The sequence below is a fragment of the Pararhodobacter oceanensis genome, from assembly GCF_003076755.1.
GTDB lineage: Bacteria > Pseudomonadota > Alphaproteobacteria > Rhodobacterales > Rhodobacteraceae > Pararhodobacter > Pararhodobacter oceanensis.
Window position 1 is genome coordinate 263,992 of the sequence record NZ_QDKM01000002.1, and the last position, 20,963, is coordinate 284,954.

At 63.1% G+C, this 20,963-nt stretch carries 20 protein-coding genes; 9 read left to right on the top strand and 11 right to left on the bottom strand.

Features of this window, described 5'->3' with window-relative positions:
* Positions 1–5: 5 nt before the first annotated feature.
* The 3 genes from pdhA to DDE20_RS05685 form a co-directional block, all read right to left on the bottom strand.
* Positions 6–995, bottom strand: coding sequence for a pyruvate dehydrogenase (acetyl-transferring) E1 component subunit alpha (gene pdhA, locus DDE20_RS05675; RefSeq protein WP_116557501.1), 990 nt, complete (start codon positions 993–995; stop codon positions 6–8).
* Between the two features lie 224 nt (positions 996–1,219).
* Positions 1,220–1,516, bottom strand: a complete 297-nt coding sequence (locus DDE20_RS05680) for an FtsB family cell division protein (RefSeq protein WP_116557502.1) — start codon at positions 1,514–1,516, stop codon at positions 1,220–1,222.
* 148 nt (positions 1,517–1,664) lie between these two features.
* Positions 1,665–2,018, bottom strand: coding sequence for a helix-turn-helix transcriptional regulator (locus DDE20_RS05685; RefSeq protein ID WP_116557503.1), 354 nt, complete (start codon positions 2,016–2,018; stop codon positions 1,665–1,667).
* A gap of 223 nt (positions 2,019–2,241) precedes the next feature.
* On the opposite strand from DDE20_RS05685, the gene DDE20_RS05690 reads away from it, so the two are divergent.
* From DDE20_RS05690 to DDE20_RS05705, 4 genes are all read left to right on the top strand, one after another.
* Complete coding sequence (locus tag DDE20_RS05690) at positions 2,242–2,514, top strand: twin-arginine translocase TatA/TatE family subunit (protein WP_240607857.1); 273 nt, start codon at positions 2,242–2,244, stop codon at positions 2,512–2,514.
* 70 nt (positions 2,515–2,584) lie between these two features.
* Entirely contained in the window at positions 2,585–3,271 is a 687-nt protein-coding gene (gene tatB / locus DDE20_RS19365; RefSeq protein WP_116557504.1) for a Sec-independent protein translocase protein TatB, read from the top strand.
* Between the two features lie 14 nt (positions 3,272–3,285).
* The gene (gene tatC, locus DDE20_RS05700; RefSeq protein ID WP_116557505.1) at positions 3,286–4,185 is read left to right on the top strand and encodes a twin-arginine translocase subunit TatC; all 900 of its coding nucleotides are present in this window, start codon (positions 3,286–3,288) and stop codon (positions 4,183–4,185) included.
* Positions 4,182–5,024, top strand: a complete 843-nt coding sequence (locus DDE20_RS05705; RefSeq protein WP_116557506.1) for an ATP-binding protein — start codon at positions 4,182–4,184, stop codon at positions 5,022–5,024. The genes tatC and DDE20_RS05705 overlap by 4 nt, the downstream gene beginning before the upstream one ends.
* Positions 5,025–5,120: 96 nt before the next feature.
* Here the strand turns inward: DDE20_RS05705 and DDE20_RS05710 are convergent, their stop codons facing one another.
* Both DDE20_RS05710 and speB read right to left on the bottom strand, forming a co-directional pair.
* On the bottom strand, positions 5,121–5,546 hold the full coding sequence (locus DDE20_RS05710) for a DUF1499 domain-containing protein (protein WP_165814433.1): 426 nt from the start codon (positions 5,544–5,546) through the stop codon (positions 5,121–5,123).
* A gap of 88 nt (positions 5,547–5,634) precedes the next feature.
* A complete protein-coding gene (gene speB, locus DDE20_RS05715; RefSeq protein ID WP_116557508.1) occupies positions 5,635–6,600 on the bottom strand; it encodes an agmatinase in 966 nt (321 codons plus the stop codon).
* A gap of 179 nt (positions 6,601–6,779) precedes the next feature.
* Between speB and glmU the strand changes: the two genes are divergently transcribed.
* The 4 genes from glmU to DDE20_RS05735 all read left to right on the top strand — a co-directional run bounded on the left by glmU (position 6,780) and on the right by DDE20_RS05735 (position 11,789).
* Positions 6,780–8,132, top strand: a complete 1,353-nt coding sequence (gene glmU / locus DDE20_RS05720) for a bifunctional UDP-N-acetylglucosamine diphosphorylase/glucosamine-1-phosphate N-acetyltransferase GlmU (RefSeq protein WP_116557509.1) — start codon at positions 6,780–6,782, stop codon at positions 8,130–8,132.
* 2 nt (positions 8,133–8,134) lie between these two features.
* A complete protein-coding gene (gene glmS, locus DDE20_RS05725; RefSeq protein WP_116557510.1) occupies positions 8,135–9,952 on the top strand; it encodes a glutamine--fructose-6-phosphate transaminase (isomerizing) in 1,818 nt (605 codons plus the stop codon).
* Complete coding sequence (locus DDE20_RS05730; protein WP_240607858.1) at positions 9,949–10,644, top strand: DNA alkylation repair protein; 696 nt, start codon at positions 9,949–9,951, stop codon at positions 10,642–10,644. The genes glmS and DDE20_RS05730 overlap by 4 nt, the downstream gene beginning before the upstream one ends.
* A gap of 215 nt (positions 10,645–10,859) precedes the next feature.
* On the top strand, positions 10,860–11,789 hold the full coding sequence (locus DDE20_RS05735; protein ID WP_116557511.1) for a class I fructose-bisphosphate aldolase: 930 nt from the start codon (positions 10,860–10,862) through the stop codon (positions 11,787–11,789).
* Between the two features lie 120 nt (positions 11,790–11,909).
* Here the strand turns inward: DDE20_RS05735 and DDE20_RS05740 are convergent, their stop codons facing one another.
* Positions 11,910–12,446 carry a DNA-3-methyladenine glycosylase gene (locus DDE20_RS05740; RefSeq protein WP_116557512.1) on the bottom strand — a complete coding sequence of 179 codons (537 nt, stop codon included), beginning with the start codon at positions 12,444–12,446 and terminating at the stop codon, positions 11,910–11,912.
* A 737-nt stretch (positions 12,447–13,183) separates the two neighbouring features.
* Here DDE20_RS05740 and DDE20_RS05745 point away from each other — a divergent pair.
* Positions 13,184–13,411, top strand: coding sequence for a hypothetical protein (locus DDE20_RS05745; protein WP_116557513.1), 228 nt, complete (start codon positions 13,184–13,186; stop codon positions 13,409–13,411).
* Between the two features lie 29 nt (positions 13,412–13,440).
* Here the strand turns inward: DDE20_RS05745 and rpoD are convergent, their stop codons facing one another.
* The 5 genes from rpoD to prfA all read right to left on the bottom strand — a co-directional run bounded on the left by rpoD (position 13,441) and on the right by prfA (position 20,823).
* Positions 13,441–15,453: an RNA polymerase sigma factor RpoD gene (rpoD, locus tag DDE20_RS05750; RefSeq protein ID WP_116557514.1), complete on the bottom strand. Its 2,013-nt coding sequence runs from the start codon at positions 15,451–15,453 to the stop codon at positions 13,441–13,443.
* 114 nt (positions 15,454–15,567) lie between these two features.
* Complete coding sequence (dnaG, locus tag DDE20_RS05755; protein WP_116557515.1) at positions 15,568–17,523, bottom strand: DNA primase; 1,956 nt, start codon at positions 17,521–17,523, stop codon at positions 15,568–15,570.
* 198 nt (positions 17,524–17,721) lie between these two features.
* The gene (locus DDE20_RS05760; protein ID WP_116557516.1) at positions 17,722–18,693 is read right to left on the bottom strand and encodes a DUF4167 domain-containing protein; all 972 of its coding nucleotides are present in this window, start codon (positions 18,691–18,693) and stop codon (positions 17,722–17,724) included.
* Between the two features lie 244 nt (positions 18,694–18,937).
* Complete coding sequence (gene prmC, locus DDE20_RS05765) at positions 18,938–19,771, bottom strand: peptide chain release factor N(5)-glutamine methyltransferase (protein ID WP_116557517.1); 834 nt, start codon at positions 19,769–19,771, stop codon at positions 18,938–18,940.
* Positions 19,768–20,823, bottom strand: coding sequence for a peptide chain release factor 1 (gene prfA / locus DDE20_RS05770; RefSeq protein ID WP_116557518.1), 1,056 nt, complete (start codon positions 20,821–20,823; stop codon positions 19,768–19,770). Before prfA ends, prmC begins: the two co-directional genes overlap by 4 nt.
* Between the last annotated feature and the right edge of the window lie 140 nt (positions 20,824–20,963).

Consider the following 20,963-nt stretch of genomic DNA (forward strand, 5'->3'; position numbering starts at 1 on the left):
CTCCCTTACACGTATACATCGGTCCAGAGCTCGGAGAGGTCCGGCTCGGGGCTGTTTTTGCTGAATTCGGCGGAGTCGTTGACGATCGCCTTGATCTCTTTGTCGATCGCCTTGAGATCCTCGTCACTGGCCAGTTTGCCGGTGGTCAGAAGCTCGCGCACATGCTCGATCGGGTCGCGGGTCTCGCGCACTTTCTGCACCTCTTCGCGGGTCCGGTATTTCGCCGGATCGGACATCGAGTGGCCGCGGTAGCGATAGGTCATCATTTCCAGAATATAGGGGCCGTCACCCGCGCGGCAGGCGGCAACCGCCTTTTCGCCCGCGGCTTTCACCGCCAGCACATCCATGCCGTCGACTTCCTCGCCCTTCATCCCGTAAGCGGCGCCGCGCTCCCACAGGCTGGGGGATTTGGTCGAGCGTTTGGTCGAGGTGCCCATGGCATAGTGATTGTTTTCAATCACATAGACCACCGGCAGGTTCCAAAGCTGGGCCATGTTGTAGGATTCGTAGACCTGCCCTTGGTTGGCCGCACCATCGCCGAAATAGGTGAAGGTGACATTGTCATTGCCGTTGTATTTATCGGCAAAGGCCAGACCGGTGCCCAGCGGCACCTGCGCGCCGACGATGCCGTGACCGCCGTAGAAATGCTTCTCTTTCGAGAACATATGCATCGAGCCGCCCTTGCCTTTTGAATAGCCGTCGCGGCGTCCGGTCAGCTCGGCCATGACGCCGTTGGGGTCCATGCCCGAGGCCAGCATATGGCCGTGGTCGCGGTAGCTGGTGATGCGTTTGTCGCCCTCTTTGGCGGCGGCTTCGAGCCCGACAACCACCGCTTCCTGACCGATATACAGGTGACAGAAGCCCCCGATCAGGCCCATGCCGTAAAGTTGGCCAGCCTTTTCCTCGAATCGGCGGATCAACAGCATCTCTCGGTAGTATTTCAGCAATTCCTCGGCTGAAGCGTTCGATTTTGGCGGGCTTTTTGGCTTGGCCATAGGTGCTCCCATTGTTCACATAGACGGATTCGGCGGCGGATTCGGTGGGGTCGCCACGTCATGTTTCGGTGATAGTTTAGTATTAAACCATCTTTTACAGCAAGGGTTTTGAAAATACGAGACTCAATTGCCCTTGGGACAAGCGAGGTTTGCACCTCAGGCCGCATCCTGCAAGGGCAGGGTTGAAAGCCAGTCTATATAGTGCGGGATCGTGCGGGGAGGGCTTAGCGCAGGATGATTTCATCGGCGCGGGCGTAGCCGAGGATTTCGCGCGCCTGCTGGTCTAGAAGATCCAGATCCAGATAATCATCCGACAGCCGTCGCGTGCGATTCTCGATCTCGGCGAGTTGCAATTGCAGCCGGTCACGCTCGGCGCGCAACAGCACCGCGTCGGCCTCGATCTGGATACGGTGGAACAGCCCGTATTCCCCCTGCACCGCGGCAAAGGTCAGATAGACGCCAAAAGTGCCGGCGAGGGCGTAGAAAAGAACCGGTCCGAATCGGGGGCGTTTGCGCTGCATATCTGCTGTGTGACCTCAATTTGGCCTCTGTGCGGGCCTTGGGGCTAGCCTGCCACAGTTGCGGGGCAATTGAAATATTCCGTTCGCCGCGCGGGGCATCGCTTGGCCAAAGTGTCACCGCATTGCCACCCGCCCCGCGCGCAACGCCCTAACGCGGCGCGATCCCCGCCTGCGGCAACAGAGTCGCGACTTTATAGAGCAGGGTTTTCGCCGCCCGCGCGCGCGGATGCTCGGGATCATCGGCAATTGCGCGCAATGCCTCGCCCAGCACCTCGGCCTCATCCTGTGTCAGCGCGGTCGGCGGCAGCACCAAGGGCGTGCGCAGGATATAGCCGAGCCCGCGCTCGCCCTCGACCGGAATGCCGGTCGCCGCCATCATCGCCATATCGCGCCAGATCGTGCGGGTCGAGACGCCCATGCGGCTGGCCAGTTCGGCGGCGGTATGCAGCCGCCCGTCGCGCAATATCTGCACCAGATCATAAAGGCGTTGGTCGCGGTTCATCGGGCTGGCCTCGGGTTGGTCGCGGGTTGATCTGCGCCACCAGAGCGGCGGGGCAGGGGGTGCGAAGCGGGGGGCAACTGACAAAATACTGTCAGCAGAGCGGCAGCGCCAGCCCTCGATCACCCATATTCGGGCTTTGATCCGCGCGCGCTGCGGCCTAAACCTTGATCAGAACAGCGGCGGTGCATGGGTTCACCCCGCGCGACATACAAAGGAGCCCGCTATGGCGACTGCAAATTTGGCCAATGCCATGTTCATCAATAATATCGGCCCTTGGGGCCTGCTGCTGATCGGCGTCGTCATTCTGGTGATGTTCGGACGCGGCAAGGTCGCCGGTCTGATGGGTGAGGTCGGCAAGGGGATCACCGCATTCAAACGCGGGGTCAAGGATGGCGCCGAAGAGCTGGAAAACCAGTCTGACGACACCGTGGCCAGCGCCACTGCGCGCGATGTCACCCCCGAGACGCCCCGCGACAACCCCTCGGATCGCGCCTGAGCCCCGCTTGGCCTGACGCGCGCCTCTGATCGGGGCGGCGTGGGCCGGGCACAGACGCAAGGAGCGGGTTATGTTGGACATCGGCATGTCCGAAATGTTGATCGTCGGCGTTGTGGCGCTGATTGTGGTGGGTCCAAAGGACCTGCCCAAGATGTTTCATACCGTCGGCGAGGTGGTCGGCAAGGCCCGTGGCATGGCGCGCGAGTTCCAAAGCGCGATGAATGCCGCCGCCAAAGAGGCCGGCGTGGGCGATCTGTCGAAGGATCTGCGCAACCTGAAATCGGGACGCGCGCTGAAAGATGCGGTCGGCTTTGACGATATCGACAAGGAAATGCGCGCTATCGAGCGTGACATGGATGATGTGCGCAAGGATCTGAACACCAAGGTTCTGCCCGATGACGACAAACGCGCCGATGTGCCGCATATCGAGGCCTCCGACGATGAGGCCGAGGCGCTGGATGCCGAGATCGGCGCCGATGAGTTGGAAGCCGCCAGCCATGACGCCGAACTCGCGCGGCGCAACGAGGTGATGACGCAGGTCGAGGCCGCGCGTCTGGCCAAGGTCAAGAAATCCGAAGAGGCACGGCATAAGGCGGCGATGATCCGTTCGAAAAAGGACGCGAAGATCGACGCGATGGCGGCGTCGAAATCGCGCGCGGGCGACGCGGCTGCGACCCCGCCCAGCCCCCCAGCCAGCCCCGCGTCCACTCCTGAGGCCAGCGCGCCCGCGCCGCGCCCCGACACAGATGAAACCTGAGGGTCGTTCCGGTCATGTCCACTAAAAGCACGTCCCCCGACCAGATCGAAGACAGCTCGGCGCCGCTGATCGAGCATCTCGCCGAGCTGCGCAACCGGATCATCAAGTCCTTGCTGGCGTTCATCGTCGCGATGATGCTTTGCTTCACGGTCTGGAGCCCGATCTTCAACTTCCTGACCAACCCGCTCTGCGAGGCGCTGATCGCCCGCGGGCAGGAATGCAACCTGATCCTGATCCAGCTGCAAGAGGGCTTCTTTGTCGCGATCAGCATCGCCATGCTGGGCGGCTTCGTGCTCGCCTTCCCGATCATTGCGTTCCAGCTTTGGCGCTTCGTCGCACCGGGTCTGTATAAATCCGAAAAGGGCGCCTTCCTGCCCTTCCTGCTGGCCTCGCCCTTTATGTTCTTTCTCGGCGCGGCCTTTGCATTTTATGTCGTCACGCCGATGGCTTACACGTTCTTTCTGAACTTCCAGCAGTTTGGTGGCGGCGAGGCGGTGGATGCCGCGAGCACTGCCGCCGGTGCTGCCGCGCCGGTCGAGGGCGAGACCGCGATTGACGCGTTGCAGCGCGCGGGCATCGCCTTTCAAGGCTCGGTCAATGAATACCTGCGGTTGACGACGAAATTCATCATCGCCTTCGGGCTGTGTTTCCAGTTGCCGGTACTGCTGACGCTGATGGGCAAGGCCGGTCTGGTCTCGGCCAAGGGGCTGCGCGCCGGTCGCAAATGGGCGGTGGTCGGCATTCTGGTGCTCGCCGCCGTGGTCACGCCGCCGGATGTGGTCTCGCAGATCGTGCTGTTTGTCGCGGTCTACGGGCTCTATGAGGTCTCGGTGATCCTTGTCGGGCGGGTCGAGAAAAAGCGCATCGCCCAGCTCAAGGCCGATGGACTGTGGGATGAAGACGACGAGCTATGAGTGACGAAATTCTGATCCGTATTGCCGAGGCGCTCGAGCGGCAGTTCCCGCCGCCCGCCGAAGCCCCCGATTTCACCGCCGCCGATGCTTTCGTCTGGCAGACCGCGCCCGACCGGCTGGAACCGGTGGCGCAGGTCAACCGCGTGCCGCTGGAACTGCTGCACGGGATCGACCGTGTGCGCAACATCCTGCTGGAGAACACGCTGCAATTCGCCCAAGGCTTTGCGGCGAATAATGCGCTGTTGTGGGGTGCGCGGGGGATGGGGAAATCCTCCTTGATCAAGGCGGTGCATGCCGAAGTGCTGGCGCGCGACTTGCCTTGCACATTGGTGGAAATCCAGCGCGAGGATCTGCCCTCGGTCGGTCGTCTGCTCGCCCATCTGCGCGAGGCGCCCGAGCAGCGTTTCGTGCTGTTCTGCGACGATTTGAGTTTCTCGCATGACGACCAGCACTATAAATCTCTCAAGGCGCTACTGGATGGCGGGATCGAGGGGCGTCCGGCGAATGTGATCCTCTATGCGACCTCGAACCGCCGCCATCTGATGCCGCGCGATATGATCGAGAACGAGCGTTCCTCGGCGATCAGCCCCTCCGAGGCGGTCGAAGAAAAGGTGTCGCTCTCGGATCGTTTCGGGCTTTGGCTGGGCTTCCATCCCTGCTCGCAGGACGAATATCTGGCGATGATCGACGGCTATATTCAGGCTTGGGGATTGCAGGTTGATCCGGTGACCCTGCGCGCCGAGGCGATTGAATGGCAGGCCACGCGCGGCTCGCGCTCGGGTCGTGTGGCCTGGCAGTTCTTTAGCGATCTCGCGGGGCGGCTGGGCCATCGTTTGTAGCGGGCCGTAGGGTGTGTGCTCTGCACGCACCGTCATAGCTGCCATCTGTTTCGGTGCGTGCAAAGCACACACCCTACGGCTTTTACCCCCTGTGGTTCATTCGGGCAGCGCCCCCAGCCAGCGCCGCAGCCGCGCGCGGTTGACGCCCATATCGCTATGACCAAAGCGCGAGCGCGAGAAGGCGAGCACTCGGGTGCCCTCGCCCTCGGGCTGCAGCCGGATGCTGATGAAATCGGGATAGCCCATCACCCGCGTGCGCACGATCCAGGTGCCATGGCGCTCATCTCCTGCGATCCGTCGCGCGCCCTCGGCCTCGGCAATCGAAGAAATCGCCGCCGCCACCTGATCCGGCACGAGGCTGGTGACGCGGTCAACCCGTGCGAAATTCGGGGTGGAGGGATCGGGGGCCGCGGCCGGATCAACATGCCAATATGTGGCGTCATTGGGCGCAATCCGCACCCAGATCGCAAAGCCGGCGACGGCCAAAGCCACGGCCACGAGGAGTATCGTCAATATCGTCATCGTGGCCCTCATCGGCTGTTTCAGTGCCCTGCTACAGGGCGGAATAGCGCTGAGGGTAGCGCTTGCGGGTCAGCCGTCAACCGACCTCTCACCCCTGACGCCGCGTCCAGCCATAGAGGCACATGATCTCCATCGCCACATGCGCGCCTGCCACCGCCGTGGCGCCGGTCGGATCATAGGGCGGCGAGACCTCGACGACATCGCCGCCGGTCAGGTTGATCCCCGCCAGACCGCGCAGGATCGCCGCCGCCTGCCAGCTGGCCAGCCCGCCCCAGACCGGCGTGCCGGTGCCCGGCGCGAACGCCGGATCGAGCGCGTCGATGTCAAATGTCAGATAGCTCGGCGCATCGCCGACGATCTCGCGCACGCGGTCCGCCACCGCTGGCGGGCCGATCTGATGCGCCTCGGCGGCGTCGATGACATTGAAGCCCAGATAATCGGGGCATTCCGTGCGAATCCCGATCTGCACCGAGTTCGCGGCATCCACATAGCCCTGTTTCACCGCCTTATACATCATCGTGCCATGGTCGATGCGGCTCATATCATCATCGGCCCAAAGGTCGGAATGGGCGTCAAACTGGATCACCCGCAGCGGGCCGAACTTCTCAAAATGCGCGCGCAGGATCGGCAGGGTGATAAAATGATCCCCGCCCAAGACCAGCGAGCCCGCCCCCGCCGCCAGTATCCGCTGAATATGCGCATGCAGCGCATCGGGGAAATCCGCAACCTTGGCATAATCAAACGCCAGATCGCCGTAATCGACGACGCTAAACTCGCTGAGCGGATCATAGCCCCAGCCATAGGGCGGATCATAGGGCTGCAGGGTCGAGGCCTCGCGGATCGCGCGCGGTCCGAAACGGGTGCCGGGGCGATGGGTCACTGCCTGATCAAAGGGCACGCCGGTGACGGCCAGATCGACGCCCGCCAGATCCTTGGAATAGCGCCGCCGCAGAAAGCTGACCGCGCCGCCAAAGGCATTCTCATAGGCCAACCCGCGCGTGTCGCGCCGGGTGAAAGCCCCGTCAACTTCGGTCTTGGCGTCCTCAAGAGCCATGCTCGTCTCCTCACCCGATTCAGCACAATGTGAGAAAAATTTGCCTCAACCGCAAGCCGTCCGATTGCGCGGTGGTTCGCTTGTGTTTCAGCCTGTCACGCGCTGTGATCGGGGCTCGCCTTGCAAAGCGCCGCAACATGGCTAAAACGGGCGTTATTCTAGCAAGGTTTAATGCATTTATGACGATCTCTGTGGTGATCCTCGCTGCCGGTATGGGCAGCCGAATGAATTCCGATTTGCCGAAAGTTTTACATAAGCTGGGCGGCGCGCCCTTGGTGGCCCATGCGATGCATGCCGCGCAGGCGCTGGACCCCGAGCGAATGGTGGTGGTCACCGGCCACGGTGCCGAAGCAGTGGCGAAAGCCGCGCGGGCGCAGAACCCCGATGTCTTGCTGGCCCATCAGGCCGAACAAAACGGCACCGCCCATGCCGTCGCCCAAGCCCGCGAGGCGCTCAAGGGTGTGACGGGCGATGTGGTGGTGCTCTATGGCGACACCCCGTTTGTGCGCAGCGAAACCATTGAGGCGATGCTCGAGGCGCGCAAAGATCACGCGGTGGTGGTGCTGGGCTTCGAGGCCGAGGATCCGGGCCGCTATGGGCGCTTGGTGATGGAAGGCGAGGCGCTCTCGCGGATTGTCGAGTTCAAGGATGCAAGCGAGGCCGAGCGTGCGATAACCCTTTGTAATTCCGGCGTGATCTGCGCTGATGCGGGCGCACTCTTCGAGCTGATCGACGCCGTCGGCAATGACAATGCCTCGGGCGAATTCTATCTGACCGATATCGTCGGACTGGCCCGCGACCAGGGGCAATCGGTGGGCGTGGTGCGCTGCGACGAGGCGGAAACCTTGGGCATCAACACCCGCGAAGAACTCGCCGGTGCCGAGGCCGCGTTTCAGGCCCGTATGCGCGCCGAAGCCTATGAGGACGGCGTCACCCTGATCGCCCCTGAGACCATCCATTTCGCCCTTGGCACCACCATTGGCCGTGATTCTATGATCGGCCCGAATGTCGTATTCGGCCCCGGTGTGACGATTGAATCCGGCGTCACCGTGCGCGCATTCTGCCATCTTGAAGGCTGTCATATCAGCCGCGGCGCCGAGGTCGGCCCCTTCGCGCGCCTGCGCCCCGGTGCGGAACTGGCCGAGGATGTCCATATCGGCAATTTTGTCGAGATCAAAAACGCGATGCTCGATCAGGGCGCTAAGGTTAACCATCTTTCCTATATCGGTGATGCCGATATCGGCGAGCGCACAAATATCGGCGCCGGCACGATCACCTGTAATTATGACGGCGTGTTCAAACATCGCACGACCATCGGCGCGCGGGCCTTTATCGGCTCGGACACCATGCTGGTGGCGCCGGTGCGGATCGGCAATGACGCGATGACCGGCTCGGGCTCGGTGATCACCGAGGATGTGCCCGACGGCGCGCTGGCGCTGGAACGCAGCGCCCAAACCACCAAACCGGGGCTGGCCCTGAGACTGATGCAAAGACTGCGCGCCCTAAAGGCCAAGCAGCAAAAGGAGACCTGACTATGTGCGGAATTATTGGCGTTCTGGGCAAGAATCAGGTCGCACCCCTGATCCTCGAGGCGCTCAAGCGGTTGGAATATCGCGGTTATGACAGCGCCGGGATTGCCACGATTAATGAGGGCGCGCTGGATCGGCGCCGCGCGGTCGGCAAGCTGATCAACCTGTCGGATGCTTTGGTGCATGAGCCGCTCGCTGGTCGCGCGGGCATCGGCCATACCCGCTGGGCCACACACGGCGCGCCGACCAAAGCCAATGCGCATCCGCACCGGTCGGGTGGCGTGACGGTGGTGCACAACGGGATTATCGAGAATTTCCGCGCCCTGCGCGAGGAACTCGCCGCCAAGGGGCTGGCCGCCGAAACCGAGACCGATACCGAGACCATCGCCCATCTGACGCGGCTGCATCTCGACGCGGGCATGACCCCCGCCGATGCGGTCGCGGCCACGCTCGCGCGGCTTGAGGGCGCCTTTGCGCTAGCATTCCTGTTCGAGGGCGAGGACGATCTGATGATCGGCGCCCGCAAAGGCTCGCCGTTGGCGGTGGGCCATGGCAATGGCGAGATGTTCCTTGGTTCCGACGCCATCGCTTTGGCCCCGATGACCGATATGGTCACCTATCTGGAAGAGGGCGACTGGGTCGTGCTGACCCGCGACAGCATCCAGATATTCGACGAGAAGGGCCGCCGCGCCAACCGTCCTGCCACCCGCATCCGGCTGGATCAGGTGCAGGTCGACAAGGCCGGTCACAAGCATTTCATGGCCAAGGAGATCGCCGAGCAACCGGCAATCCTGCGCGCCGCGCTGGAATTCTATACCGACCCCAAAACCGGCGAGTTAGTGCTGCCCGAAGAGGTCGATTTCCGCGACTGCGACCGTCTGGTGATGATCGCCTGCGGCACCGGCCATTACGCGACACAGGTGGCGAAATATTGGTTCGAGCAGCTCGCCGGTCTACCGGTCGAGACCGATATCGCCTCGGAATACCGCTATCGCCAGCCAGTCATGGGCGCCCGCAACATCGGGATTTTCGTCAGCCAATCGGGCGAAACTGCCGATACCTTGGCTGCTCTGCGCCATATGCAGGGCAATGTCGCGCAGACTATCGGGGTGATCAACGTTGGCACTTCCTCGATTGCCCGCGAAACCGATGTCTCGCTGTCGATCCACGCCGGACCCGAGATCAGCGTTGCTTCGACCAAAGGCTTCACCGCGCAAATATTGGTGCTCTTGCTGCTGGCACTCAAGGCCGGACGCGACCGCGGCACGCTCTCGCCCGATCAGGTGCGCGGCCATATGGAGACCCTGCGCAGCCTGCCGTCGCTGATGGCGCAGGCGATGGACCAAGAGAGCGCCATCGAGATGCTCGCCGGACGTATCGCGGAATCGCGCAACGCTTTGTTCCTTGGCCGCGGGATCATGTATCCACTGGCTCTGGAGGCGGCGCTGAAGCTCAAGGAGTTGAGCTATATCCACGCCGAGGGCTATGCCGCGGGCGAACTCAAGCACGGACCGATTGCGCTGATCGACAAGTCGATGCCGGTGATCGTGCTGGCACCGCGTGATGCGCTCTATGACAAAACGATTTCCAATATGCAGGAGATCATGGCGCGGCAGGGACCGGTGATCCTGATGTCGGACGAAGCCGGTCTCTCTGAGGCGGGCGAGGTCTGGGCCTCGCTGGCGATGCCCACGGTGCCCGAGTTGCTGACCCCGTTTGTCTATTCGGTTCCGGCGCAACTCCTGTCCTATCACACGGCTCTGGCGCGCGGCACCGATGTTGACCAGCCGCGCAACCTCGCCAAATCGGTGACCGTCGAGTGAGCGGCGACGTCACCCCAGACGCCGCGCTAGAGGCGCTGGCGGCGCTGGGCGATCCTGCCCGCGCCGGTGAGATGGCGCGCTATCACAAGATCGACCGCTCCTATCTGGGGCTGGGCAACCCGCAGGTTGATGATCTGGTGCGCGACTGGCGCGCGGCCTGTTCCGTTGAGGGGCGGGTCGCGCTGGCGGCGGGATTGTGGGAGAGCAATATCCACGAGGCGATGATCGCCGCCAGCAAACTCCTCACCCAAGCGCGCATCCGGCCTGACGACACACCGGCATGGGAATTGATCGCCAGCTGGGTCGATGGGTTCGAGGGCTGGGCGGTGGCCGATCACGCCTGTTCGGCGGGCGGGCGGCGGTTGGTGGCGGATCCCGCGCGGCTTGATACGGTCGAGGGCTGGACCAGTCATCCCAACATGTGGGCGCGCCGCGCGGCGCTGGTGATGACCCTGCCTTGGGCGCGGCTCAACCATCCCAAACCGCATGAAACCGAGGCGCGTTTGCGTATTCTCGGCTGGGCCGAGGGCTATGCCGAAGACCACGATTGGTTCATCCAGAAATCCATCGGCTGGTGGCTGCGCGAACTCTCGAAACACGCGCCCGAGCTGACCCGCGACTGGATCGCGGAGCATGGCGCGCGGCTTAAACCCTTTGCCGCCCGCGAGGCGCTGCGCAAAATCGGCGGTTAGTCGCGGCGGTTTTGGGCGGCGGAGGGCTAGGCGAAGGATTTGTGATTTTGCGCGCTCTGAGCGGAGAAACCGGCGGTTTCGGGGCATTCAGGCGCGAATTTACCGGATTGGCGAAAATATTTCCGACTTTGGGCGCTAACGACCTGCATGCGCCATTGTCGGAACACATTTCGCCGCGTATCCGTTTTTCAACAGAAAATCAGAAGGGGACAGCCATGCGTGCGACCAAGATCGTTCAGAAAATTCTGGCCAATTACGAGGGGGAAACCCCCGGGGTGAAGGCCAATCTGTGCCGGATGCTGATGCATGGCAAATTGGGCGGCACCGGCAAGATGATCATTCTGCCGGTCGATCAGGGCTTCGAGCACGGGCCGGCGCGCAGCTTCGCCCCTAATCCGGCGGGCTATGATCCGCATTATCACTACCAGATGGCGATTGACGCCGGGCTGAACGCCTATGCGGCGCCTTTGGGGCCGCTCGAGGCGGGGGCGGATACGTTTGCCGGTCAAATCCCGACGATCCTCAAGGTCAATAGCGCCAACTCGCTGATGGGTGACGGCGCGGGAAAGAACCAGGCGGTGACGGCTTCGGTGGATGACGCGCTGCGGATTGGGGCCGGTGCGATCGGGTTCACCATCTATCCGGGCTCGGATATGGCGCTCGATATGTTCGAAGAGATCGTCGAGATGCGCAAAGAGGCCGCGGCCAAGGGCGTGGCGACGGTGATCTGGTCCTATCCGCGCGGCGAGGCGGTGAGCAAGGACGGCGAGACGGCGATTGATGTGGCGGCCTATGCGGCACATATGGCGGCGCTTCTGGGTGCGCATATCATCAAGATCAAACTCTCGACCGATCATCTGATGCTGCCCGAAGCCAAGAAGGTCTATGAGGCCGAGGGGATCGACATTGCCACGCAGGCGGCGCGGGTGAAGCATTGCGTGCAGTCCTCGTTCAATGGGCGCCGGTTGATCGTGTTCTCGGGTGGGGCCGCGAAGGGCGCCGATGCGGTTTATGACGACGCGCGGGCGATCCGTGACGGCGGCGGGAATGGCTCGATCATCGGGCGGAACTCGTTCCAGCGCTCGCGCGAGGATGCGCTGGAGATGCTGGGCAAGCTGGTGGATATCTACCGCGGCAAGGCCTGAGGGATCTGACCTGTTGAATTGAAAAGGGGGCCTTGCGGCCCCCTTTGTGCGTTTAAGCCCGCCCTGACGGGCAGGCGGATGGGGGCGCTGCCCCCGGCTGGCGCCTCCCCCGGGATATTTTCAGACAGATGACGGGAAGGGTTTGGAGAGGTAACGCGAGCCTTTCAACCCGAAGCGGCGCGGCCAGTCGGCGGCTTTGGTGATGCCGATACGGGGGCCGGTGAGGAGTTCGACCTCGGGGCCCTGTTGGATGTTGAAATCGGGCGCGTCGAGCGGGTGGCCGTAATCTGCGATGGTCACGCCGAGGGCTTGGGCGGTATTTCCGGGGCCGAGGGTGAGGCGTTTATCGGTGCCGCGGCGGCGGATCATTTCGGCGATGCCTTGGGTGGGTTCAAGGGCGCGGATCAGGACCGCATGGCCGGGCTGGCCGACGACGCTCAGGCACCAATGGAGGCCGTAGGAGCGGTAGACATAGGCATGGCCGCAGGGGCCGAAGATGGCGGCGTTGCGCTTGGTCGGGCCGGGGTAGGAATGGGCGGCGGGGTCGTCGGGGGAGTAGGCCTCGGTCTCGGTGATCACGCCCTGGCAGCCGCGAATGGTGAGGATGGCGCCGATTAAAGCGGGGGCGAGGTCAGGGGCGGGGCGGTTGAAATCCATGGTCTTTAGATAGGGCGCCCGGGCGTAGTGAAAAGGGGTGTCCCGCGCGTGGGACAGGGTGTGGGACGTGGGATTTCAACGGGTTGGCCTGTCGGGTTCAGGATGTGTTTACCACGAAGGGCTGCGGCGGCCGGGTAGGGTGTGTGCTGTGCACGCACCTTGGGCAGGGCGCTGAGGGGCGCGCCCGACACTGGGTGGGCGCAATGCAACGGCTCTACAATGCGGGGTGGTTGAAAGCATGGATGTGGGTTGGGCCGTGAGTGACATCGCCGATGCGCCCTCCCGGGGGAGGGTCGGGTGCGGCCCGTGGTGGCCACGGGTGAGGGGGTGGAGTGGGGCGCTGTGAGTTAGATGGGCTGACGAAGGGCGGCGCGATTGCGTCCGGTGATTGGTCGGCGTCGCTGTCTTGGCGCTGAGGGCAGCGCCCGACCTGGAGGGCAGGGCGGGGCAGGGCCGAGGCTGGAAAGCTGCCCGTCGGGCGTTGGGGGCTGATGCGGTGCGTCAAGCGCGCCCTCCTGGGGGAGGTGGGGCGCGGCCCGTGTTTCACACGGGCGGGACGGTGAAATGGGACAAAAAATTTTAGGAATCACCTTTTCACTGCATGTAGGGCCAAATTCAACTGATTTATTCTAACCGCACAAGATTCGGCCCAAAGTCATGAGAGTAGACGGATTGCAAAAAAAGTGTGCAGTATCAGTAATCACTGTGCATATGTATTTTGGGAGAAAGATGAGCAAATGTTTGAAACTAAGGTGATGCGTATCTACATTCGGCATGACTTAACATGCGACACTACCGGCTTTGTTCCGGTGGAAGTAATATTGAAGATGAGTTTCCCAGACCAAAACGAAACTGGCGGAAATTTAATTATAAGTGCTTCGGGCGAGATTGTGATTGACCTGCATGTAAGATCAGATGCAACGCTAGTTGAAATTGAACAATTGGCACTTGGTCTAGTGAAATAAAAAAGGCGCCCCAAAGGGCGCCTTTTCCTTTACTGGTCCAAGAAGCTCCGCAGCTTTCGCGAGCGGCTCGGATGCTTCAACTTCCGCAGTGCTTTCGCTTCGATCTGGCGGATGCGTTCGCGGGTGACGCTGAACTGTTGGCCGACCTCTTCGAGCGTGTGGTCGGTGTTCATGCCGATGCCAAAACGCATGCGCAGCACGCGTTCTTCGCGCGGGGTCAGGGAGGAGAGCACCCGTGTGGTGGTCTCGCGCAGGTTTTCCTGAATCGCGGAATCCAGCGGCAGCGTGGCGTTTTTATCCTCGATGAAATCACCGAGCTGGCTGTCTTCTTCGTCGCCAATCGGGGTTTCCAAAGAAATCGGCTCTTTGGCGATTTTCAGAACCTTGCGCACCTTATCCAGCGGCATTTGCAGCTTGTCGGCCAGCTCCTCGGGCGAGGGCTCACGGCCGATCTCGTGCAGGATCTGGCGGCTGGTGCGGACCAGTTTGTTCATCGTCTCGATCATATGCACCGGAATCCGGATGGTGCGCGCCTGATCAGCGATCGAGCGGGTGATCGCCTGCCGGATCCACCACGTCGCATAGGTCGAGAATTTATAGCCGCGGCGGTATTCGAATTTATCCACCGCCTTCATCAGGCCGATATTACCTTCCTGAATGAGATCAAGGAACTGCAAACCGCGGTTGGTGTATTTCTTGGCAATCGAGATCACCAGACGCAGGTTGGCCTCGACCATTTCCTTCTTGGCGCCGCGGGCTTCGCGTTCGCCCTTCTGGACCTGCTGCACGATGCGGCGGAATTCCGAGATATCGACCCCGACATAACGCCCGACAGCGGCCATTTCCTCGCGCAGTTCCAGCACTTTATCGCCGGTGCGGTCAAACAGCGCCTGCCAGCCACGGCCCGGATTCTCGGCCATTTTCTCGCACCAGGTCGGGTCAAGCTCATAGCCGCGGTAGGCGTCGATGAATTCGCGCCGGTTGATGCGCGCCTGATCGGCGAGACGGACCATGGCGCTGTCAATCGTCATGATCTTTTTATTGATGCCGTAAAGCTGGTCGATCAGCGCTTCGATCCGGTTGTTATGCAGATGCAGCGAGTTGACCAGTTCGACGATTTCCGAGCGCAGTTTCTGATAGGCGGCTTCCTCGTTGAGCGAGAAGCGCGCGCCTTCCTGCAGCGTCGCCTGCATGCGGTGGCCCTGCATTTCCTCGAGCATCTCGTGATCGCGTGCGATCAGGTCGAGGGTCTCAAGCACGCCGGGTTTGAGCGCCGCTTCCATTGCCGCAAGCGACATATTGGAGTGGTCGTCCTCATCGTCGTCGTCATCGTCATCGCTGGCAATCGGGTTGCCATCGGCGTCGAGTTCTTGCTGCGCGGGTTTCGCGGCGGCAGGTGCGGCGGCGGCACCGGCGACGGGCGTGACACCGGCGACCACGGGGCTGACGGGGGTGTCCTCGTCCTCGTCTTCCATCGCGTTGCCGAAGGTCGCGTCAAGGTCGATGACCTCACGCAGCAGCACGTCTTCGCTGAGCAATTCGTCGCGCCAGATGATGATCGCCTGAAAGGTCAGCGGGCTTTCGCACAGCCCGGCGATCATCGTGTTGCGGCCCGCCTCGATGCGTTTGGCGATGGCGATCTCGCCCTCGCGCGACAGCAGTTCCACCGAGCCCATCTCGCGCAGATACATGCGCACCGGATCGTCGGTGCGATCCAGCGTTTCGGTGGTGGTGGTGGCAACGACCACATCGGTCGAGCCCGAGGCGGCGGCGGTGGTGGCGGGGACGCTGGCTTCGGTTTCCTCGGCCTCGTCATCTTCGACGACATTGATGCCCATTTCCGAGAGCATCGACATCACATCTTCGATTTGTTCGGATGCGACCTGATCGGGCGGCATCACTTGGTTAAGCTGTTCGTAGGTGATGAAGCCGCGCTCTTTCGCAGCGGCGATCATCCGCCTGACCGAAGCTTGGCTCATGTCCAGCGTGAAACCGCTGTCCTGATCTTCTTGCTTCGCGTCGTCGTTTTCTTTGGCGACCATGGTTCCTCCGCAAACGGGCGAGACGTGATTCGGCTTTGTCATTGAGATAGCGACTGGTCGGGCCGAATCACAGGGGTTGAGTCAAAATAGGTGATTCGCTGGGGGTTGGTAATGCTATTGGGGCCCAGATCGGGGTTTTTTCACCCAAACTTGCTGATTTATCAGTCTATCTAGGACAGTTTCGCCGTCGGGCGAGGTGGTATCCGAATCATCTGTGCTCTCGGTAAAGGGAATCCGAAGCGCGCGCTCGCGTTCGGCGTTGGCCTGTTCCAGCCGCCAGGTCAGTCCCTCGTCGGCCAGATGGGTGATTTGTTCCATCGCTTCAAGCGTTTCGCGCAGCCCGCCCTGGGTGGCGGCGAGCACGCCGAGCTCGTGTTCGAGGAATTTTTGCGCCTCATGCCGGTCACTGCGCGCGCGGCGCAGGGGCAGGGTTTGCAGATAGGGCAGGGTCAGATGCCGCGCCAGCAGATCGCCGAGATCGCGGGCCAGAGCCTCGGCCTCGGGGGGCGGGGTCTGGTGACTGATTCGCAACAGCGCGCGTTGCAGATCCTGCAGGTCGGGGCGCCGCGTTTCCATCTCGAACAGCGCGTCGTCAAATTGCGCCATCAGCGGTGGATGCGCGGCCAGCACGCTGAGGATCGAGAGAATGCGCAGATCCTCGCCGACCTCGCCGGTGCCCGCCGCCAAAAGCGAGCCACGGGTGCCGGGCAGAGAGGGTTCCGGCGCGCCCTTGCGCTTGCCCGGCTGCCATTTACCGGCGCCGCCCTTGGTGAAGGGTTCACCGCCCGAGCGGAACAGCGTGCGGCGCTGCTGGCGGAATTCTTCGGCGTAATGTTCGCGCAGATTGGGGTCCTGCAGCCGGTCGATCAGCGCGCGCAGCCGCACATCGAGCGCGGCGCGGCGTTCGGGGCTGTCAAACACCTGCCCGTCAATCTCGCGCTCCCACAGGAGTTTCGCCAGCGGCACCGCGCGGTCGATCAATTGCCGCATCGCGGTGGTGCCCGAGGCGCGCAACAGGTCGTCGGGATCCTGGCCACCGGGCAGAAGCACAAAGCGCAGGGTGTGACCGGCGGAGATCAGCGGCAGCGCCAGATCGGCAAGCCGGTGACCGGCGCGCAGACCGGCGGTATCGCCATCGAGCGCCACCACGGGTTCATCGGAGAGCCGCCACAACAGCCGCAACTGGTCCTCGGTGATCGCCGTGCCCAAGGGCGCCACCGCGCCTTTGAACCCGGCCTCGACCAGCGCGATCACATCCATATAGCCCTCGGCGACGATCAGGGGCGTGCCCTTGCCCATCGCGGCGCGGGCCGGTCCGATGTTGTAGAGCGTGCGACCCTTGTCGAACAGCGGGGTTTCCGGCGAGTTCAGATATTTGGCGCGCGCATTCTCGGCCATGGCGCGGCCGCCGAAGGCAATGCAGCGGTCGCGGGCATCGCGGATCGGGAACATGATGCGGCCACGAAACCGGTCATAGGGCGCGCCGCCATCATCGGGCCGCGCGCAGAGACCGGCCTCGATGATCAGGTCTTGGGCGACACCGGCTTGGGTCAGGTGATCAAACAGTCCGCGCCGCGTATCGGGGGCAAAGCCGATACCCCAAGCCTCGCGTTGCGCGTCATTGAGGCCGCGCCGGTCGAGATAGGCGCGCGCCTCCTCGGCCTGACCGCCCATCAATTGCATGCGGTAATAACGCACCGCCTGTTCCATCACCTCGATCAACTGGCTGCGCCGGTCGGCGCGCTGGCGCTCACCGGGATCGCGGGCGGGCATCGCCATGCCGGCCTCTTGAGCGAGGGTCTCGACCGCCTCCATAAAGCCCATGTTCTGGCTTTCGCGCAGGAAGGTCACCATGTCGCCCTTGGCGTGGCAGCCAAAGCAATAATAGAAGCCCTTGCGGTCATCGACATGAAAACTGGCGGTTTTTTCCTGATGGAAGGGGCAGGGGCCCCAGAAATCACCCTTGCCCTGATTGGATTTGCGCAGGTCCCAAGTCACCGACCGGCCGATCACCTGCGCGATCGATACGCGGGTGCGCAATTCGTCCAGAAAGCCGGGAGGGAGCGACATGGGAACTCGATCACTAAAGGGGGGCAAGGGGGCGGGTGAACTCCCTCTGATATAAGCGCTCCGGCGCGAGAAGCAAAGCAGAGGGCGAAAGGGGCGGGGCGGTGGTGCGCGGGTGGATGGCTCTGGGGCGTTGACGTGGGCACAAACGCAAAGCGAGGGCCGAAGCCCCCGCCTAGCCGTGCCATGCTGGTCCTAGGATCAGTCGGCGCCAGGTGTGGTATCGCCTGCCGGTGCGGGCTCAGGAGCAGGGGCGGGCTGGGCCACCGGCTCGGTGCTGGCCACCGGCTTGCGCTTGGCGCGCGGGGCGGGGGCTGCGGTCTCGCCGTCGCCCTCGGCATCCTTTTTCACCCGCGGCTTGCGCGGGGCGCGGGCGCGTTTGGGCTTGTCCTCGGCGGCGGGATCGCTGGCCTCAGGGGCGGCGCTATCCGCTGCGGTTTCGGCTTTCGGCGCGTCAGCTGCGGGCTGAGGGGCGGCAGGCTGGGGCGCGTGCTGACGCGATTCCGGCGTGTCCACCAGCAGGGACTGATTGTTGTCTGCGCTGTCGTTCTGCGACGAACTGTCGGCAGCGGCGTCGCCACGGGATTTCCCGCTGTCGCGCTGCTGGTCGGATTTCTCGCCCGAAGACTTATCCCCGTCGCGGTTGTCTTGATCGCGGCTCTCGTTGTCGCGGCGCGGGTTGCGGCGGGTGTTGCGCCGTTCCTTGCCTTGATCGCCACGGTCCGAGCGCTCACCCCGATTGTTATCGCGGTTGTTGTCGCGGCTGTCGCCCCGATTGTTCTCGCGATTATCATCAGAGGACTGGCCCGAGGATTGCCCCGAGTCACCATCGCCGCGCTGGTCATTGCCGCGCCGGTTCTGGTTGCCCTGCTGCTGGTTTTGCTGCTGCTGTTGCTGCTCGCGGCGGGCCTCGGCCTCTTTGGCCATTTCGGCCTGCGCCTCATTCAACATACGGGTGTAATGCTCGGCGTGCTGGAGAAAATTCTCGGCGGCCACGCGATCACCCGACAGCTGCGCATCGCGAGCGAGCACAGAGTATTTGTCGATAATTTGTTGCGGCGTTCCGCGCACTTTACCCTCCGGCCCGGAGCTGTCGAACACGCGGTTCGTGACATTTCCGAGGGAACGGGGGCGATTCTTATTTGAACGCGAACGTTTGTTCGAAGGTCTCATACGGGCAGATTCCGGCCTTGGTCGGGACGTTTGACCTTGTCGCAGCGCAGAAGGCGCGCAAAAGGTTCAGGTCTGTCTAGATGGCAGTGTCGCGCGGATGGGCAGACGCCAAGCGAAGTTCCAAGCGCGACATGAAAGGGTCTAACCACGGCAGCGGCGGTGAGACAAGGGAGTTTTGCAGAAAATGCGGATATTTCTGCGTGATTCGGCGGTTTCGTGACAAAAAGAGCATGAAAAGCGCGACTTAGCGGGGCAGGCGGGTGCTGACCACGCGGTCGCGCTGGTCAAGATCAGGCAGGATGCGCGGCGTCTCGAAGCCGTGGTCTTGCAGGAGTTGCGCGACAGCGGCGCCTTGGGTCGGGCCGATTTCCAGGATGAGCCGCGCGTTGGGGGTCATGAATGCGGCGGCCTGCGCGGCAATGATGCGGTAGGCCGCCAGCCCGTCGCCACCCGGGGTGAGCGCCATATGCGGCTCGTGTTCGCGGACTTCGGGGGCGAGTGAGGGGATCTCGGCCTCGGCGATATAGGGCGGGTTCGAGACGATCAGATCGAAACTGCCGGTGACATTGGTAAACCAGTCCGAGGGGGTGAGCGTGGCGCGGTCGGTGAGGTTAAGGGCATCGGCATTGGCCCGCGCGACGGTCAGTGCTGCGGGCGAGAGATCGACGCCGGTGCCCTGTGATTGCGGTGATTCTGCGAGCAAGGTCAGGAGGATAGCGCCGGAGCCGGTGCCAAGGTCGAGCACCTTTGTGAAGGGGGCTTTGAGCGCCTCGGCAATCAACGCCTCGGTGTCGGGGCGCGGGTCAAGGACATCGCGTGAAACAATGAAATCACGCCCCCAGAAGCCACGCCGCCCCAGCAGATGACTGACCGGATGCCGCGCTTCGCGGGCCTCGATCAGCGCGCTGAACCGCTGCTGCGCGTCTTCGGGGAACGGGTCATGCAGCGCCAGCGTCAGCCGGTCACTGGCCACGCCGAGCGCATGGGCCAGCAGCAGCCGCGCATCGCGGGCGGGATCGGGAATGCCGGCGGATTTGAGGCGCGCGATCGCCCCTTGCAGCGCTGCGGTGGGGGTCATCCCTCCAGCTCGGCGAGTTTTTGCGCCTGATCATGGGCGGTCAGCGCCTCGATCACCGGATCAAGATCACCGCCCATCACCTGCGACAGCGCATAGAGCGTGAGGTTGATCCGGTGGTCGGTGAGGCGGCCCTGCGGCACGTTATAGGTGCGGATGCGTTCCGAGCGATCACCGCTGCCGACCTGCGATTTGCGGTCGGCGGCGCGGGCCTCGTCCTGTTTGCGGCGCTCCATATCAAACAGCCGCGCGCGCAGCACTTCCATCGCCAAAGCGCGGTTGCGGTGCTGCGATTTCTCGGCGCTGACCACGATGATACCGGTCGGCACATGGGTGATGCGGACGGCGGAATCGGTGGTGTTGACATGCTGGCCGCCAGCGCCCGAGGCGCGCATCGTGTCAATGCGCAGATCGCTGTCGGGGATATGCAGATCGACCTCTCCGGCCTCGGGCAGCACCGCGACGGTGGCCGCAGACGTATGGATACGCCCACCGGATTCGGTCACCGGCACCCGCTGCACGCGGTGGACGCCGGATTCGTATTTCAGCCGCGCGAAAACACCCTCGCCCTGCACCCGCATCACCGCCTCTTTGAGCCCGCCGATTTCGGTCTCGGACAGCGAAATCATCTCGCAGCGCCAGCCCATATTGTCGGCATAGCGTTGATACATGCGCAGAAGATCGGCGGCAAAGAGACCCGCCTCATCGCCGCCGGTGCCGGGGCGGATTTCAAGGATCGCGGGGCGCGCATCGGCGGCATCCTTGGGGATCAGCGCCAGTTTCAGCCGGGCCTCAAGCTCAGGCAGTTCCGCCTCGAGCTCGGCCAGTTCCTCGCGCGCCAGCTCGCGCATCTCGGGATCCTCGAGCAGCGCTTGCGCCTCGTCGCGCTGGGCGAGGGCGGCGCGGTAACGCTGGATCGCCTCGACCACCGGCTTGAGCTGGTCATATTCGCGCGCCAGATCGGCCAGCCGCGCGGGATCGGCGCCCTCGGCAAGCTGGGCTTCGAGAAACCCGAAACGCTGGTGGATCTGTTCTAATGTATCGGCTGGCAACATGGGTCGGGTTTGGCGGGCGGAGGGCGCTGCGTCAAGGGGTTAGCGTGGCGCGCGCGGGGACGGCTTGGCCAAAAACAGAGGGGGCTTTGCCCCCAGCCTGCGGCTTCCCCCAGGATATTTATCGACAGATGAGGCGCATT